Below are 16874 nucleotides of genomic sequence, written 5' to 3' on the forward strand. Positions count from 1 at the left end.
TCTCCAAGTGCTTTTTGTTAATGCAGTTTTTTAGGGATGTTTTTTTTATTCTTTTTGTCAATTTCATCAAAAATATTCTGATTGCTAGACAAATGGGCTTGTCCGTCCTTATTAATGAAATTCGGGTGAATGAGTTTTTTTAGATCCCTGACAGTTAAAGGTTTGGCGTCATCAGTTAATTCTATTCCTAATTGCCCGTTTGCCTCTAATGTCGCAATTTTGACATCTTGTATAGCCGTAACGCCGTGAAGCCGTAGCTGCATTTCAAGCTGATCAGCTGTAAGTCTCATCTTCTTCAGGTTTTCGATATGAAGCTGACCGTTTTCAATAACAATTTTTGCTTTTCCGGTCAACATCTTTTCAATGAAGTTCGATCTCATTTGGATCCATTCCATAACGATGAGTGTAATTGTGAAAATTGCCGCCGCAATTAATGTTTTGAAGAGGCTGTACTCGATGATTGGCTGAACGATAATAGTTCCGATCGAAATCATGACAACCGTTTGAGTTGAAGTCATTTGTGCGATTGATTTTCTTCCTGAAATTCTTAGCAAAATGACTCCGGCTACAATGAGAACTAGAGATTCCCAAGTGAAATTCATGCTACCACCTGACCAATGATGAATTAGATTTGTCATGGGATTGGCTTTCCTTCCGGCCAATCGCAATTTAATATATCCGAAAGGCAGTCGGTTCATTCTGTCCTGAACCGAACAATATTTTTGGTATAGATGGATATATTAAGCCAAACAATGATAGCAACAGGAGTTTTTTGGCCGAAACAATCTGGGAAGCGGGGAGCGCCATAACATGATTGAACTTGAAGTTGTCATTAGAACGGTTGCCAGCTTTGGCTTGCTGTTAATCGCAGAACGAATTTTAGGCAAACAGACAATCTCTCAAATGACGATTTTTGATTTTATTGCGGCGATCACACTAGGGGCGATTGCTGGTGGATTAGCTTACAATACTTCAATAAAACCGCACAATATGGCCATTTCGTTTAGTATTTTTGTGTTAACCATTTTTCTAATTTCGTTTCTGTCGATAAAGAACAGGAAGCTGAGGAAATTTTTTGCCGGAGATCCAACAGTGCTGATTCAAAACGGGAAGATACTTGAATCAAATATGAGGAAAATGCGTTACACACTTGATTATTTAAATCAGCAATTGCGGGAAAAAGAAATATTTAATATCGAAGAAGTTCTTTTTGCCATTCTTGAAACGAATGGTCAGCTGACTGTGTTAAGAAAACCGCAATTCCGGCATGTGACCAAACAGGATTTAATGATTGCGGTAAACCAAGAACACAGGCTTCCGATAGAGCTTATTATGGACGGAGAAATCATTGAGAATAATTTAAAGCAGAATCGTTTGACGGAATCCTGGCTTTTGGAGGAATTGCGAAAAAGAGACATAAAGGTGAAAGAGACCGTGTACGCAGTGCTGCTGGGTAATGGGGATATTTATGTGGATCAGTATAAAGACCATATATCAGTCCCTATGGATAAGGAATGAAGGAACAATCAATCTTAAAGCCCCTTATTGAACGCAATGGTTTCAATTTGTCTTGGGTACGAAATGTGCAGAAGCCCGTTTAACAGCTGAATCTGTAACAAATGAGATTCAGTGGCTTCGGGAAGCTGAATGATTCGCTCAATTTCTCCGTAATACCGTTCACGCAGCACTTCCATTTCGGCAGGAAAAACAGGCGTGATCGTTCCTTTGATCAGCAGCTGGGTTTTAGATAGTAAACGGATCGTTAATTCTTCCTCATACACACCGGGCATTTCCACAATGATAAAATTATATTCTTCATCTTGATAAAAGTCGTAAACAAATGTAGAAGCTTCGGAATCAAAAAAATGTTCCGGGGCTTTATATTTGAGCACATTTGTCCAAAAGTCACTTTGTTTATATTCATTCGTAATCTCAAGCCACTTTCGAATTTTTTCGAAATCCATATGAGATTCTCCTTAAATTTGATTTGCAATAGGCGCAGAAGGGTTTCCGATTTGGTCTTGGTCACTAACGTCTGAATCAATATTTCCAGTGTTCAAAAGTGAAGACGTAGGCGAAAGATCCCCTAAGGAAAAGTTTGCTCCAAAATATTTGCTGTTCGCAGTATGGCTGTTGTGCACAGTCGGGCCGACATCTATATTTCCGTTTTGCGTGACGCCGTTGATCTTAATATTTGCGATGTTAATTTGATATGGCATAGACGAAACCCCTTTAATCTAAAATTGGCGGTGGTGCAATCGGAGGCGCATTAACGTTGGATGTATCAGAGTTGCCGATAGATGTCTGATCATTTACATCAGGATCGTTTAAGAAGTTTTCCATAACCGATTCTGTAGGTGAGGTATCACCGAAAGAAGAATTGGTCCCTTGAGATTTTTGATTGTTGGTAGGGCTGTTATAAGCAGCTTCGCCTATTGTAATTGAACCATTGCCCGAAATACTGTTGATCTTCAAATAATATAGGTTGATTACTGTAGACGGCATCCCATCACACCCTTCCATCTTTCTGTACAGTACATTATGCGCCGCTGCACCCAATTGTTCCTTGCATTTGCGGGCAAAACTCTATCTGGCCCCGGAGTGATGTTTGTTAGAAAAAAAGAATAAAGTTTGTCACAGCCTGAATGTCAATCTATTCAGAAAATACTTATCAGTGAATGAAAAGCCATTGATATAATAAATTGATTCAGTTATTCGAAATACATAAGACCCTTTAATAAAGGAAGCTGGCAACAGGATGAGTTTGAAATCATTGACAATGAAGCTTATGCCATGAAATAATACTCGTAAGTAACATTACTCGTGAGTATTATTTTGGGGGTGGTCCTAGTTGAAAAGTAAAGGACGTAAAGGAGAAGAAAGCCGGAAACGGTTACTCAAAGTTGCCGCTAATGAATTTTCGATTCGGGGATTCCATGACGCGAAGGTAAGTGAAATTGTGAAAAAAGCTGGGTTCACACAGCCTTCATTTTACCTGTACTTTCAAAGCAAAGAAGCCATCTTTGCCGAGTTAATCACCGGTTTTCACTCTCGGGTCAGAAAGCTGACAGAGTCACTTCTTCTGGAAAACGGATTAAACACGGAGGATGTGTCAAAACGGGTACTGCTAGCTGTAGAGACTGTTTTTCAATTTTTGGCTGAGGACAAGGATTTAACCAAGATCGGCTTTTTTCTCAACCCGGAAGCAAAACAAATGAAAAAAGACTTGGCGATGGTTTTGAAAGAGAACTTAGAAGCAGAACAGCGGCTTGGCTATTTTCACTCTGAACTGGATATGGAAACTGTCGCTGAGTGTTTGGTCGGCATGATTGAACATTTAACCGATTCATTTTTGTTAACTAGAATCAAAGATCCGGCAAGCCTCGCAGCAGAGGTTGTGAATCTTTTAATATACGGGATGCTTCCGAAAGGGAATGACGTAAGATGATATCTATTATTATGAAAGTCAGTTTGGCAGTTTTTATGCTTGCGGGAGGCATCATAAAGGTAAGCCGCGTTCCCTTTCAAGTTGAGCATTGGCGCCATTATCAATATCCATTATGGTTTCTGACTGTTACCGGCATTCTCGAAATAGCCGGGGCACTTGCTTTGACAGCGGGAATTTGGAATCGGTATGCAGCGATTGGAGCAGGTGTTCTGTTTGTCGTTCTCATGGCGGGAGCAATTCATGCGCATATGTTTCGAGCAAGACAATCGGTCATCATGGCGATACCAGCGATGATTTGTTTGATTGTTTCTATCATGATCATCATGGGGAGTTACACGTAAGCTTTTCACTAATGTTTAAGAACAAGCCTATTTGCAGGAAATCTCCTTTTCTTATCGAATAATAGAAAGTCCAGGAATTAACTGAATCAGTAAAATAGAGCTCCATTTCTGCGTTATTCGTCCGGCATCAGCTGGGCTTTTTTTATAAAGGAGGAATACAGGATGGCATTAACTTTGGAAGACATGACTGAGGAAGAGTTCGAAGCCTTTCGCGGGATGTCCGTGCATAATTATGCGAAACAAAACATAACGTCAGGAACTTGGACGGAAAAAGAGGCATTTGAGAAATCGGAGCAGGCATATGAGAACATGATTCCGAATGGGCGAGACAGCAGCAATCATTATTTTTGGAACATCACAAATGACCAAGGAGAAAGAATGGGCTGGCTCTGGCTGTATGCTGATCCATTACATCCGCAAAAGGAAGCGTTTATCTATTCCTTTGGGTTGTATGAAGCCTTTCGCGGAAAAGGACTAGCTCAATTGGCGCTTCAAACGCTTGATGAAAAAGCAAGAGAGCTTGGTGCGGAAAGGCTGGCCCTTCATGTGTTTGCACACAACGAGACAGCCGTCTATCTTTATCAGAAGATGGGTTATGTCATGACCAATATACGTATGCGGAAACAGCTATGCTGATAAAAGCTGCTTACTTAAGCGGTTTCCCAAACACAATATGCCAATGTAAATGTTTAGAGTCCTAGTAGGCTCCTAAGTTGGTGATCACACGGCATGCGCTTTTTTCTTCCGTCACCATGGCAGCGACCTTTTGAATGACACCCATTAATTCAAGAAGCAAGTCATGTCATGGTCGTTCTCTTCCAGAGTGATCAATGAGGAAGTATGTTTCTTAGGGATAGCCACAATATGGACAGGATAAAAAGGCTTTGTATGAAAATAAGCCAATACGTTATCTGTCTCTAGCATCTTATTTACTTTCGTTTTGCCGCTAAATACTTCATCACACTAAAAGTCTTCAGTCATATGATCCATCCTCACTTTGATTGTTTCATTTCATCTTCTGCTTTTCTTCATCACCTTCCTTCTATTGTGAATATTTCCACCTGAGGTGCCGCATACCCTCGTTATTTTTTGCCCCCTAAATTTTTAACCCATCGCAGGGTTGAACGGCGGCTAGAGGAGAGGTTGGCTTTAAAAACAGAAAAAAAGATTGACCTCCAAAATGTAAGGGGTTACAATTGAAAACAATTAGGAAAGACTTTCTCTTAATAACAAACTAAGAATATAACAATTCCGTGGTTACTTTTTTACAACTGATGATAATGAGGGAAAGACTTTCTTTATCTTCGCAGAATGGGAGTGGTGCTGATGGGAAATGTACAGGTTGGGCTATTAGGTGCGGGACGGATGGGAGCTTTCCATGGAGAGAGTATTGCGTTTCGTGTGAAAGGAGCAGATTTGTTAGCAGTTGCAGATCCGGTTCCAGGGAATGCAGAAGCATTTGCAAAAACAATCAGCTCAAATATTAAAGCGTTTACAAATCCGTTAGAAATGCTGGAGCATCCTGATATTGATGCGGTCATCATTGCTTCGCCGGCAAGGACGCATGCAGCAAACATTATGGCAGCGGCAAAGAAGGGGAAAGCTGTATTTTGTGAGAAACCGATGGCTGTCACACTGGAAGAAGCGGATGAAGTCATAAGGGTAGTAAATGAAGAGTCTGTTCCGCTTCAGATCGGTTTTAACAGACGTTTTGCTAAAGGCTTTCGCAGTGCGTATGAGGAAATCCGTGCAGGAAAAATCGGCACGCCTCAGTTAATGCGTTCCATTACAAGGGACCCGGCACTCGGCGATCCAACACCAATTCCTCAATGGACGATCTTCTTAGAGACGCTGATTCATGATTTTGATACGTTACTTTACCTCAATCCAAATGCGAAGCCGATTGAAGTCTATGCTGCGGCTGATGCACTTGTCAGGCCTGATTTTAAGGACAAAGGATTTTTGGATACGGCAGTAGTCACGATCAAATTTGATAACGGAGCGATTGCGACGGCGGAGGCAAACTTTCAAGCGGTTTATGGATATGATGTCCGCGGAGAGGTGTTTGGGTCTGAAGGCATGCTGACCATCGGAGATCTCCGCCATACAAACATGACAAGGTATAACAAAGACGGAGTCAGCTACAACACGATTCGCTACGACCAGGACTTATTATTTGATGCTTATGTTGATGAGTTACAATCGTTTGTTGATGCTGTTCGAAATAATCAACCAACCTCAGTAACAGGTGAAGATGCGCGTGCAGCACTTGCCATTGCCGCAGCTTGTATAGAGTCTTGCAAAAAGAAGCAGCCTGTCATGTTAAAAAACGGAGTGCCGCAAACGGTTTGAGTATTTGATAGAAGAAGCGCCTTTTTAAAAAGAAATTCTGGTAAGCATTCGTTTATACTAAAGAGGATCTATTTTATAAAGGTGGCCTTCTTAATGAAAACAACCATTTATGATGTTGCTAAGGAAGCAAACGTTTCAATCTCTACCGTTTCAAAGGTTCTTAATAATACCGGCAATATAAGCGAAAAAACGAAAAATAGAATTTGGAAAGTGATTGAGGAGCTTCAATATCAGCCAAGTGTTGTGACGTCAGCGAGAAAAATGATGAAGACCATCGGGCTGCTCATTCCCGACATCGCCAATCCTTTTATGGCCGAACTTGCCAGAGCTGTGGAGGACAGCGGCCGTAAAAAGGACTTCAGCGTCATCATATGCAGTACGGACAACGATTCGCTGAGAGAAGAAGAATATATCACCATGCTGAAGCAAAAGCATGTAGACGGCATTATTGTGGCGACGGGTCTCAAAAACAGTCAGGCGATACGCGAACTGATTGAAAGCGACATGCCGGTTGTCATGCTGTCGAGAGATATACCGCATCTGCCTGTAGACACTGTAGTGGCGGATGATTTTAAAGGGGGATACGAGGCAGCTGTCCATTTAGCCCAATTAGGGCATACAAATATAGCTGTCATAGCAGAAAAGATTAACAATACATCAATCAAAAATCGTGTCATCGGCTTTAAAGAAGGACTGCAGGTTTCAGGAATCCAAATCGATGAATCAGCTATTCTGGACTGTCCATATGACTTGTCAGCCAGTAAAGACATCAGTTTAAAGCTGCTTAATCAAAAACATAGGCCGACGGCTGTCTTTGTGACGACTGAGCTGCTTGCTTTAGGCGTTTTGCAAGCTGCAAGGCAGCTTCATATTCCTATTCCTTCATCTCTTTCTCTGATTGGGTTTGATAACAGCATCCTTGCAAAGATCAGTGATCCCCAATTATCGACTATCGCACAGCCGACTGAAGAAATGGGAGAAAAGGCAATTGAACTGCTGATGGACGGCATGGCTGATCCAAAACAAAAGAAAGTGATACAGCGCGTGATGCTGTCTCCTTCATTAATTGTACGGGATTCAACCGCATCACAGTTATGACGATTTGGGGGATCTTGGAGAGATCTCCCTTCCTTAAACGGTTTAAATACAATGAGTCGGAGGTTTCTTGATGACGTCCAAAAAGGCCTATATCAGTCTTATTTACTTTTTCGGGGCATTAGGAGGTTTGCTGTTCGGGTACGATACGGGTGTAATATCCGGCGCGCTGCTGTTTATAAGAGAAGACATGGAGCTGTCGCCATTACTAGAAGGATTAGTTGTCAGCGGAGTGCTGATCGGTGCTTTAGCCGGAGCAGCCTTTTGCGGAAGATTTTCCGACCGCTATGGCAGGAAAAAAACAATCATCTGGCTGGGGGTGCTTTTTACAATTGGAGCCATTGGTACAGGTTTGGCTCATAATATCGGAATATTGTTACTATTCAGAATAGAACTGGGCGTAGCAGTTGGAGGAGCTTCTGCAATCGTTCCTTTATATCTGTCAGAAATGGCGCCTGCTGCGATCAGAGGCAGAATCGCTTCATTGAATACATTGATGAATTCCTTCGGGATTCTCATGGCTTATATTGTAAACTTCGTTTTTTCATCGTCCGGCAGGTGGGATCTGATGCTCCTATTAGCAGTGATTCCATCCTTCATTCTCATGGCTGGTATGTTTTTTATGCCTGAAAGTCCGCGGTGGATTTTGCAGAAAAAAAGTGAGGAGGAAGCACGCCATATTTTGCTTCTGACGAGAGATCCGAAAACAATCGATGCTGAGATCCGCAGTATGAAAGAGATTAAGACGAAAGAGCGTGTTTCCATATCAACTTTATTATCTCCGGCAATCAGGCCGATCTTATTTATCGGTATTGGGGTTGCCATCTTTCAGCAAGTAATAGGCACGAATACGATTATTTATTATACACCGACCATCTTAGAAAATGCGGGGTTCGGCGCTTCCAGTGCCATCGCAGGAACCATTGGCATCGGCGTCATCAATGTCTTATTTACGATCCTTGGCTTGCTGCTGATTGATATGATAGGGCGAAGAAATCTCATGCTGATCGGCAATGTCGGAATGTCCTTGGCACTTGGTATTTTGGGTGTCAGTACGCTTTTCTTTCATGCACCCGGGTGGCTGCTGTTATCCTGCTTGTGCTTGTTTATGGTAGCGTATTCAGCGAGCTGGGGAATGGTCGTTTGGGTTGTGCTGGCTGAAATTTTCCCGTTACAGATTAGGGGGACGGCGCTGGGAATCGCAAGTACCTGTCTGTGGCTGGCGAATATTGCAGTGTCGCTGTCCTTCCCGCTGCTATTAGATCTGATCGGTACAGGTTCTTTATTTCTCATCTACGGTGCCATTGGCATTCTTGCCTTTCTCTTTGTTTATCAATTTGTGCCGGAGACAAAAGGCAAATCATTGGAGCAAATTGAGGGAGAAATCATGGCGAAGAATACAGTTTCATCTTTATAAAAGGGGGATTTCAATATGGGAAGAGAATATGGGATATGCTTATGGACTTTCGGCAGCATTTCATTTGAACAAAAATGCCGGCTGGCTGCAGAAATTGGAGTAGACGGAGTGGAGGTAGAAGGAGATATTTCGCTGAATCCGAAAGACCTTGCCGAGACACTTGCTGCTCATCATGTAAAGGTTTTATCAATAACACCAAGGAATGTGGATATTTCAAGCGCAAATGAAGAGGTTCGGTTAAAGGCTGTACAGTATTACTTCGATTTATTAGATTGGGCTGTGGCTTTAGGAGCTCCTCGTATCTGTCTTCACGGTGATGTCGGCAAAGTGAGAGGGAGCGGGGATGATGCAAGGGATTGGAGTTTATTGGTCGATAGCGCTAAAAAGATCCTGGCCAGAGCGGAGGAATTGCAGATTCAGGTTGTATTTGAAGTATTGAACCGATACGAAAATCATCAAGTGGTCACTGGGGAAGAAGCATTGCAATTAATACGTGATGTCGGCAGTTCCAATCTCGATGTTCTTCTTGATGCGTATCATATGAACATAGAAGAAGCTGACCCTGTGAAAGCCATTGAATTGACAGGGCAGAAACTCGGCGTTTATCACGTGGCTGATTCAAATCGCCAGGCCATCGGAAACGGCCATGCGAATCTGGAAAGGCAAATCGAAGCGCTTCATTCTATCGGTTATAAAGGCCCGATTATTATGGAGATGGTGGCGGCTGGACCAGACCCGTTCACCCCGATCAAAGGAAATGCCTATTTGGAAGCGGTGGCAGGATACTATAAGTCATCATTAGAAACATTAATGTCATGGGAAGGCTTGAACATATAAAGAAAAAGGACAACAGCTGTTGTCCTTTTCAATGCCGCTTGAACTTTCTCCCTCAGTCTTTTTTGTCTTGATGATCCAGCTCTTTTATTCGTTTCGTAAGCTCATTGAAAGCCTGATCAAGCTCCTTATACCCTTTATCATTTGGCGTCATAAAACTGAGCTTTCCCAGCACTTCTTGTCTTTCTGTCTCAAGCTTTAATCGAAGCTCTTCCCGCTCATTTCTTTCAGAAGGAGCGGTGTCATTTAACTGCTTTTCGATGCCGTTGTTTGAGATGACGAGTTTACTGTTTGTTGTTTTTTCGAGAAAGTATCGGTCATGTGAAACCGCCAGCAATGTGCCGCTGTATTGTGATAGTGTTTCTTCCAGCTGTTCGCGTGAAGGCAGGTCGAGATGGTTTGTCGGCTCATCTAAAATCAGCACGTCTTTTTCCTCCAGAATATATGCCATCAGCTTGATCTTTACACGCTCACCCATACTCATATGCTTGATCGGTTCAGTCCATTGGGCAGTTGTAAAACCTAAGTGTCTCATCAGATTTTGAACGTGCCCCCTTGCTTTGAATGTTTCATTCTCAAATAACTCTTCCGGTGTTTGTTCTAAAGGCAAATCAAACACCTCCTGCGTTAAATAGCCGATGTTTGCGGACGGCGACACCCATACACTTCCTTCCGCTGTTTCCTGTCCCAGAATGATGTTCAGTAATGTCGTTTTTCCGCTGCCATTGGGGCCTATGATCGCAACCTTTTCGCCGTGCTGAATCGTAAAGTTTGCGTTTTTAAAGAGGGTCCTTTCTCCAAACGCTTTTGTTACATTCTGAACTTCTAAAAAACGTTTTCCTGTTTTGTGGGTTGTATCGATTGAAAAGCGGACTGTATATTCTGGGGTGACGGGTTCCGCCTTTACTTTTTCCAGCTCTTTTTCAAGCCGCTTCTGCTTGGATTTTATCTGGGCATCCGTACGCTTCGCTTTTACCCGGTGATATTCTTTAAACCCTTCCTTTTTCGTCGATTGAGCATGGGCTTTTTCCGACCAAGAAGCGAGCTCATTCATTTGTGCTTCAATCCGTTCAACCATTTTTTGCTGCTTTTCATATTCGCGCTGCTGGGTGAGTCTTTTCTTCTCCCGGAACTTCATATACCCGGAGTAATTCCCTTTGAATTCAATCAGCGTCTGATCCTCAAGCGACCATATTTTTGTTGCGGCTTCGTCTAAAAAATATCGATCGTGAGAAACGAGAATCACAGTGCCGTTATAATGTTTCAGCTGTTGGATGAGAAATTGTAAGCTTTTTTCATCAAGGTGGTTTGTCGGTTCATCTAACAGCAGCAGATCTGCATCCTCTGATAGTCCTTTCGCCAGCCGCGCTTTCAGTTTTTCACCGCCGCTTAACTGATGAAAATCACGAAGAGGCACATGCCATTTCTCCAGTAACTTCTTTTCGGCAGGTGTCTGATCCGCAAAGGAATACGCCGCGGTTTCCTGTTCAACCAAAGCCAGTTTTATATCCTTCCGAAGGATTTGACCCTGTGCAGGGGCTAAGTCATTGTGAATGAGGTGCAGCAGCGTAGATTTCCCAGCGCCGTTTTTTCCGATAATCCCAATGATATCTCCTTGCTGAACACTGGCATTTACCTTTTTAAAAACAGTCAGATCCTTTACTTCATAGCTAACGTTTGTTAATGTTACGATCTCTTTCATCCATATCCCTCGCTTTAAAGGGAGAATAAAAAAATCCTCCCAAATGTGTTGGAAGGATTAGCCGTGCCTGTGCATGATCAAATAAGCTATTTTTTATAAATAGCAGTGTCGTATATATAGAAAATGGGCAGACTAATCCTATTTTTTGATTTGAAATATTGATTTCAAACGGTAAAAATAAGATTAGTTAATCATTGTCCACCCATCATCCCTTCTTGTTTTGATTACAAACACTATAGCATACCTTCAAATTCAAAAGCAAAGGTCATTTTCATCAAAAAAACTCCTGCTCTCATTTTTGAGGCAGGAGTTTCGAGTGTTATTGATGCTTCGCTTTTCTCACTTTATAAATCACAATCAGCAAAATAAACCAAACCGGTGTGACAAATAAGGAAACACGAGTATCCTGTGCCAGTGCCAGCACAACCAGAACAAACGCCAGGAACGCAAGAATCAGGTAATTTGTAAACGGATAAAGCGGAAGCTTAAACTTGTTTGTTTTCGCTAATTCAGGTCTTGTTTTGCGGTATTTCATATGGCAGATGACCGTAATCCCCCAAATGTAGATAAAGCATACGGTTGAAATACTTGTGATCAGGGTGAATACGCCTTCTGGCATGATGTAGTTTAACGTAACACCGATTAAAATCACGATAGCTGAAAAGAATAAAGCATTTCTAGGCACTTTACGCTGAGTCAGTTTCGCCATTGACTCAGGCGCATTGTGATCTTTCGCCAGGGAATAGACCATACGGCTTGTACTGAATACAGCGCTGTTGCATGCTGAAGCAGCGGATGTCAACACAACAAAGTTGATAATACTTGCAGCCCCGACGATGCCAACAGCGACAAATACTTGTACGAATGGGCTTTCGCTGGGATTGATGACATCCCAAGGATAGATGCTCATAATCACGAGAAGAGCCCCGATATAAAAAAGCAGCACACGGACAGGAATATTGTTGATCGCCTTAGGGATTACTTTTTCAGGGTTTTCTGTTTCACCGGCTGTAAGCCCGACAAGCTCAATGCCGACAAAAGCAAACACAACCATCTGGAACGAGAGGATAAACCCGTGCATGCCATTCGGGAACAGGCCTCCGTGGCTCCAGAGATTTGTGAAACTGGACACTCCTGAGCTTGTGGAAAAGCCTTTGAAAATCATCACAAGGCCAATGACGATTAACGCCAAAATGGCAATGACTTTAATCAAAGCAAACCAAAATTCTAATTCACCAAAAAGCTTGACTGTCGCCAGATTCATAATCAGTAAAATAATAAGAGCGATTAAGCCAGGCACCCATTGCGGCACACCCGGGAGCCAATATTGAGTGTAGAGCCCGACTGCTGTCAGATCAGCCATCGCAATGGAAATCCAGCAGAACCAATATGTCCAGCCGGTGATAAATGCTGCCATATCGCCTAGGTAGTCTTGTACAAAATCCACAAAAGAGTGATAGTTCAAGTTTGATAACAGCAGTTCACCCAGCGATCTCATAATTAAAAAGCAAATGATCCCTGTGATCATATAAGCAAATAAAATCGACGGTCCGGCAAAATGAATCGATTTGCCTGAGCCGAGAAATAAGCCTGTCCCAATGGCTCCGCCGATGGCGATGAGCTGGATATGCCTGTTTTTCAAGCCTCTCTGCAACGTTTGCTGATTTATATTGTCTTTCGTCATGTCGTCTGTCACTTTATGTGTTCCTCCATTAAAAATTGATTATTGAGTCAGCAATCTATTTTTAATGATTATTATAACACTAAAATTTCTATCTTTTTTACTAAAAAAGGATTGATGAAAAGAATTTTAATGTGATTTGGACTATTTCCCGAAAAAAGCGGCTCCATTTAGGGAGCCGCTTTTTTATGCTTTTTCATTTTTTTTCATAAACAGGTAAAGCCCATAATCTGTCGGTGCGGATGCGTATCCTGCCTGCCGCAGCATTGCTGTGATATTGCCGCGATGGTATGTTCCGTGATTGACAACGTGGGGAATCAGTTCGGAAACAGTTGTTTTCATGATTCCGCCTGAGGGATTTTGAATCTGGAGTGGCTTATTGAGCTGTTCTTTTTGCTGTAAAAATAGTGTATAGCGCTCGGATAATCTCAGAAAAAGGTCTTCCATTTCCTCTATTTCTTTAGCCTCTGTCTGTTCTTTTAGCTGTTCAGCTAACGCCAACGCATCGCTCATCGTTTTGCCGGAAAACACTTCAATCCAGCCGAGATCAGAAAGGTAAACATGAGACAATACATGGGATATCGACGGAAACACACTTTGAATTTCTTGATGGTATACCTCTTTTGGAAGCTCTTTTAATCGGTTGAATATTTGTTGATTGGCCCAGACGTTATATTCATACAATTTGAATGCCAAATCTGACATGTTAAAATTCCCCCTTTCGTGTGTATATCTTCCATTATATACGAACATGAGTTCTTATGTAGAGTGCTCGTGAATAAAATCTGTTGACATATATGGTTTAGGGGAATAAACTAATTGACATTGAACATAAAGTTTAGCGGGGTAAACTATAATGAGGAGGGGAAGATATTGAATGAACAAAAGCTATGTCAGGCGATAAACCTGTTTGTGGAAGTCCTGCTTGAAGGGACAGAATTTGTGCATCGTGAAATCAATCAGGATGTCTTCAAGCATATCTCAAGGGAACAGGCAGACCTGTTGAAAATTTTAAAAGTCAAGGGCCCAACCTCTCCCGGCAGCCTGGCCATGTACCAAAATGTACATAAGAGCGCGATCTCTAACAGACTGAAAAAGCTGCTCGAAAAGGGATTGGTTCAATGGGACGACTGTCCGGCAAAAAGTGATAGGCGCTCTAAGCTTATTAACATTACACCCAGCGGTGAACACATACTAGAAGAATTAGATTCTGCCATCTTTAATGCGCTCAAACCGCTGATCGATGATATAGATGAGGAACACTTACATTCCATCATCGAGATATTCACCATTTTAAAAAGCAAATTTAAAGGAGGAGATTCTGCCGAATGAGAGCAATCATCAAATTTAAGTGGGCAATTGCAGCTATCGTATTAGCACTTACCGTCGTTTTGAGTTTGTTTTCTCCGAACTTAACGGAGCTGGCCAATCAAAAGGGGCAGGCACAGCTTCCTGCTGATGCGGTTTCAGAAAGGGCAAACGCCATTTTAAAACAAGCGGGAGAAGACAATAATTCGATCAGTGTCGTCTTTACATTAGACCATGCTCTAAAGAAAGAAACAGAGAATCAGCTTCGGATAATGATTGATAAAATCAAAAAGATCGACGGTGTAGAAGAGGTAACATCTCCTCTGTCAGCGGAAAAAGAAGTCAAAGACCAGTTGATGTCGAAAGACAAGAAAACCGTTCTCATGCCTGTCACGATTACAGGTTCTGATAAAAAGGCGGAAAAAATTGCGGACGAGATTTATCAAATCGTTCCTGATGATTTGACGGCATATATTACGGGAGCTTCCCTTATCAACCAGGATTTCGCTCACAGCTCAGAGGAAGGGCTTAAGAAAACGGAAGTGATCACAGTCTGCCTGATCATCGGTTTACTGTTGATCGTGTTCCGATCTGTTGTGACGCCTTTTATCCCGATTGTGGTTGTCGGTTTTTCTTATCTGATCAGTCAATCCATACTGGGCATCCTTGTATACAATGTTGATTTTCCTATCTCGACGTTTACGCAAACCTTCTTAGTCGCGATCTTGTTCGGCATTGGAACAGATTACTGCATACTGCTTCTTACACGATTCCGTGAAGAATTGGCAAACGGGCATGATAAAAAAGAAGCGGCGCTTATCGCTTACCGCACAGGGGGAAAAACCTTATTTATCAGCGGATTTGCGGTATTGATCGGATTTTCCGCCTTAGGATTTGCGAAGTTTGCGATTTTCCAATCCGCAGTAGGGGTAGCAGTCGGTGTGGGAATTTTAATGATCATCCTCTACACACTGCTGCCATTATTTATGGTGACGCTGGGTGAAAAATTATTCTGGCCTTCTAAGAAAGTGCTGTCACACAGTGATAACAAACTATGGGCGTTTCTCGGCAGACACTCCGTTGCGCGTCCGTTTCTGTTCATTGTCATCACGGTGGTGATTACGCTTCCGTTCATCTTGACCTATGATGACCAGATTTCATTCGACTCAACTGCGGAAATCAGCAGCGATTATAAATCTATAAAAGCTCTCGAGGCCATTAAGGATGGATTCGGGGAAGGAAAAGCGTTCCCGATCAATGTTGTCGTAAAAGGAGACAAAGATCTTACAACAGCTGATACAATCCCTTATCTAGGAAATATCAGCAAAGCGATCGAGAAAGTTGATCATGTTGACTCTGTTATGACCATTACGCAGCCGACTGGTGAAAAAATCAAAGATTTATATATTGATAACCAGCTAGGATCGGTTTCAGACGGGCTGAATAAGACAGTAAAAGGGATTGCCGATATCCAAAGCGGATTAACGGATATAGAAAACGGACTGAATCAAATGGCAGGGCAAACCGGTTCGGCCTCAAATGGAGGGTCTGGCGGTTCACTGGGCGATGCGGCAGATGGCTTGGGCAAAATCAATCAGCAGCTGCAGCTTGTGAGCAAACAGATTTCCCAAACCGGCAATACCGCACAGACCGTGCAGCAGCTTACGGCAATAAGCGGACAGCTTGGCCAGATTCAAACCGGTCTTGAACAAGCGAACCAACAGCTCTCAGGCCAGCAGGCACAAGCTGGAACCCTGACAGAAAGCCTGAAGAAGCTGTCCGAAGGCGTAAAAAGCGCAAATGAGGGCCTGACGAAAGTCTCTGACGGTATTACAGCTTCCAGTGATATGTTAGAAGACATGAGCAAAAGTCCAACTGTAAGAGATACAGGCATATTCATTCCTGATCAAGTAATGAAGGACAAAGACTTTAAGAAGTCAATTGACCAGTATTCCTTTGCAGACGGCAAAGGTGTTCAATTAAGTGTCGTTCTGGATTCAAATCCGTACTCAGAACAAGCTATTACGACAATAAACCAAATCAAAAAAGCTGTCGCAAACGAAGTTGACGGCACTCCTTTGGAGGATGCACAGATCGTATACGGCGGGGTCACGAGTATGAATGCGGACTTAAAGGAGCTGTCCACAACGGACTTCTCCAGAACAATGGTGATTATGATTATAGGCCTGTTTATCGTGTTAACCATTTTGTTCCGCTCAATGATCATGCCGATTTATATGATCGCGTCATTGCTGCTGACGTACTATACGTCGATATCCATAACAGAATTAATTTTTGTAAACGGCTTAGGAAACGCGGGTGTCAGCTGGGCAGTACCATTCTTCAGCTTTGTTATCTTAATCGCGTTAGGGGTAGATTATTCGATCTTCTTGCTGGATCGATTTAAGGAAGAGGTACACCTTGGCATTCAGCAAGGCGTCGTCAGGTCAATGAGCAAAATGGGATCTGTCATTATTACAGCTGCCATTATATTGGCCGGTACGTTCGCGGCGATGATGCCTTCAGGTGTCAATACACTGATGCAGGTGGCAAGTGTTATCATCATCGGGCTCTTGCTTTACGGCCTTGTCATTCTCCCGCTCTTCATCCCGGCAATCATTGCAACTTTTGGAGAAGGAAACTGGTGGCCGTTCGGCAGGAAGAAAGGAAAAGAGTAATCGAGAGAAGAGTGATGA

The 16874-nt window shown here is 42.6% G+C and carries 17 protein-coding genes and 1 pseudogene; 10 read left to right on the forward strand and 8 right to left on the reverse strand.

Annotation, left to right across the window (positions count from 1 at the left end; all coding sequences use genetic code 11):
• Positions 1 to 17 precede the first annotated feature (17 nt).
• Entirely contained in the window at positions 18 to 602 is a 585-nt protein-coding gene (locus ACZ07B_RS21060; protein WP_024572978.1) for a DUF421 domain-containing protein, read from the reverse strand.
• A gap of 208 nt (positions 603 to 810) precedes the next feature.
• Here ACZ07B_RS21060 and ACZ07B_RS21065 point away from each other — a divergent pair, with 208 nt between their 5' ends.
• Positions 811 to 1518, forward strand: coding sequence for a DUF421 domain-containing protein (locus ACZ07B_RS21065; protein WP_072175204.1), 708 nt, complete (start codon positions 811 to 813; stop codon positions 1516 to 1518).
• A gap of 14 nt (positions 1519 to 1532) precedes the next feature.
• Here the strand turns inward: ACZ07B_RS21065 and cotP are convergent, their stop codons facing one another.
• The 3 genes from cotP to ACZ07B_RS21080 are packed head-to-tail and all read right to left on the reverse strand — an operon-like array spanning position 1533 to position 2505.
• A complete protein-coding gene (gene cotP / locus ACZ07B_RS21070; RefSeq protein ID WP_024572976.1) occupies positions 1533 to 1964 on the reverse strand; it encodes a spore coat protein CotP in 432 nt (143 codons plus the stop codon).
• Between the two features lie 12 nt (positions 1965 to 1976).
• A complete protein-coding gene (locus ACZ07B_RS21075; protein ID WP_014478992.1) occupies positions 1977 to 2219 on the reverse strand; it encodes a spore germination protein in 243 nt (80 codons plus the stop codon).
• Between the two features lie 13 nt (positions 2220 to 2232).
• On the reverse strand, positions 2233 to 2505 hold the full coding sequence (locus tag ACZ07B_RS21080; protein WP_003243854.1) for a spore germination protein: 273 nt from the start codon (positions 2503 to 2505) through the stop codon (positions 2233 to 2235).
• A 346-nt stretch (positions 2506 to 2851) separates the two neighbouring features.
• Between ACZ07B_RS21080 and ACZ07B_RS21085 the strand changes: the two genes are divergently transcribed.
• The 3 genes from ACZ07B_RS21085 (at position 2852) to ACZ07B_RS21095 (ending at position 4425) form a co-directional block, all read left to right on the forward strand.
• Positions 2852 to 3448: a TetR/AcrR family transcriptional regulator gene (locus tag ACZ07B_RS21085; protein ID WP_464877651.1), complete on the forward strand. Its 597-nt coding sequence runs from the start codon at positions 2852 to 2854 to the stop codon at positions 3446 to 3448.
• Entirely contained in the window at positions 3445 to 3789 is a 345-nt protein-coding gene (locus tag ACZ07B_RS21090) for a DoxX family protein (protein WP_326210471.1), read from the forward strand. The genes ACZ07B_RS21085 and ACZ07B_RS21090 overlap by 4 nt, the downstream gene beginning before the upstream one ends.
• A 162-nt stretch (positions 3790 to 3951) precedes the next feature.
• Positions 3952 to 4425, forward strand: a complete 474-nt coding sequence (locus ACZ07B_RS21095; RefSeq protein ID WP_464877652.1) for a GNAT family N-acetyltransferase — start codon at positions 3952 to 3954, stop codon at positions 4423 to 4425.
• Positions 4426 to 4486: 61 nt separating this feature from the next.
• Here the strand turns inward: ACZ07B_RS21095 and ACZ07B_RS21100 are convergent.
• A pseudogene (locus ACZ07B_RS21100) lies at positions 4487 to 4713 on the reverse strand (HIT domain-containing protein).
• 402 nt (positions 4714 to 5115) lie between these two features.
• Here ACZ07B_RS21100 and ACZ07B_RS21105 point away from each other — a divergent pair.
• From ACZ07B_RS21105 to ACZ07B_RS21120, 4 genes are all read left to right on the forward strand, one after another.
• Positions 5116 to 6141 carry a Gfo/Idh/MocA family oxidoreductase gene (locus tag ACZ07B_RS21105; RefSeq protein ID WP_217003187.1) on the forward strand — a complete coding sequence of 342 codons (1026 nt, stop codon included), beginning with the start codon at positions 5116 to 5118 and terminating at the stop codon, positions 6139 to 6141.
• A gap of 93 nt (positions 6142 to 6234) precedes the next feature.
• Complete coding sequence (locus ACZ07B_RS21110; protein WP_167559248.1) at positions 6235 to 7239, forward strand: LacI family DNA-binding transcriptional regulator; 1005 nt, start codon at positions 6235 to 6237, stop codon at positions 7237 to 7239.
• Between the two features lie 70 nt (positions 7240 to 7309).
• Complete coding sequence (locus ACZ07B_RS21115) at positions 7310 to 8653, forward strand: sugar porter family MFS transporter (RefSeq protein WP_217020349.1); 1344 nt, start codon at positions 7310 to 7312, stop codon at positions 8651 to 8653.
• A gap of 15 nt (positions 8654 to 8668) precedes the next feature.
• Positions 8669 to 9490 carry a sugar phosphate isomerase/epimerase family protein gene (locus tag ACZ07B_RS21120; RefSeq protein WP_217020347.1) on the forward strand — a complete coding sequence of 274 codons (822 nt, stop codon included), beginning with the start codon at positions 8669 to 8671 and terminating at the stop codon, positions 9488 to 9490.
• Between the two features lie 52 nt (positions 9491 to 9542).
• Here the strand turns inward: ACZ07B_RS21120 and vmlR are convergent, their stop codons facing one another.
• From vmlR to dinB, 3 genes are all read right to left on the reverse strand, one after another.
• Positions 9543 to 11189: an ABC-F type ribosomal protection protein VmlR gene (gene vmlR / locus ACZ07B_RS21125; RefSeq protein WP_464877653.1), complete on the reverse strand. Its 1647-nt coding sequence runs from the start codon at positions 11187 to 11189 to the stop codon at positions 9543 to 9545.
• A gap of 319 nt (positions 11190 to 11508) precedes the next feature.
• A complete protein-coding gene (locus tag ACZ07B_RS21130; RefSeq protein WP_014475969.1) occupies positions 11509 to 12885 on the reverse strand; it encodes an amino acid permease in 1377 nt (458 codons plus the stop codon).
• 171 nt (positions 12886 to 13056) lie between these two features.
• Positions 13057 to 13575: a damage-inducible protein DinB gene (gene dinB / locus ACZ07B_RS21135; RefSeq protein WP_464877654.1), complete on the reverse strand. Its 519-nt coding sequence runs from the start codon at positions 13573 to 13575 to the stop codon at positions 13057 to 13059.
• A 168-nt stretch (positions 13576 to 13743) separates the two neighbouring features.
• On the opposite strand from dinB, the gene ACZ07B_RS21140 reads away from it, so the two are divergent.
• Together ACZ07B_RS21140 and ACZ07B_RS21145 are read left to right on the forward strand one after the other, a co-directional pair.
• On the forward strand, positions 13744 to 14202 hold the full coding sequence (locus ACZ07B_RS21140) for a MarR family transcriptional regulator (RefSeq protein ID WP_015252707.1): 459 nt from the start codon (positions 13744 to 13746) through the stop codon (positions 14200 to 14202).
• Positions 14199 to 16856, forward strand: a complete 2658-nt coding sequence (locus ACZ07B_RS21145) for an MMPL family transporter (RefSeq protein WP_464877655.1) — start codon at positions 14199 to 14201, stop codon at positions 16854 to 16856. The genes ACZ07B_RS21140 and ACZ07B_RS21145 overlap by 4 nt, the downstream gene beginning before the upstream one ends.
• Positions 16857 to 16874 lie beyond the last annotated feature (18 nt).

This window comes from Bacillus sp. 9.4 (genome assembly GCF_055486415.1).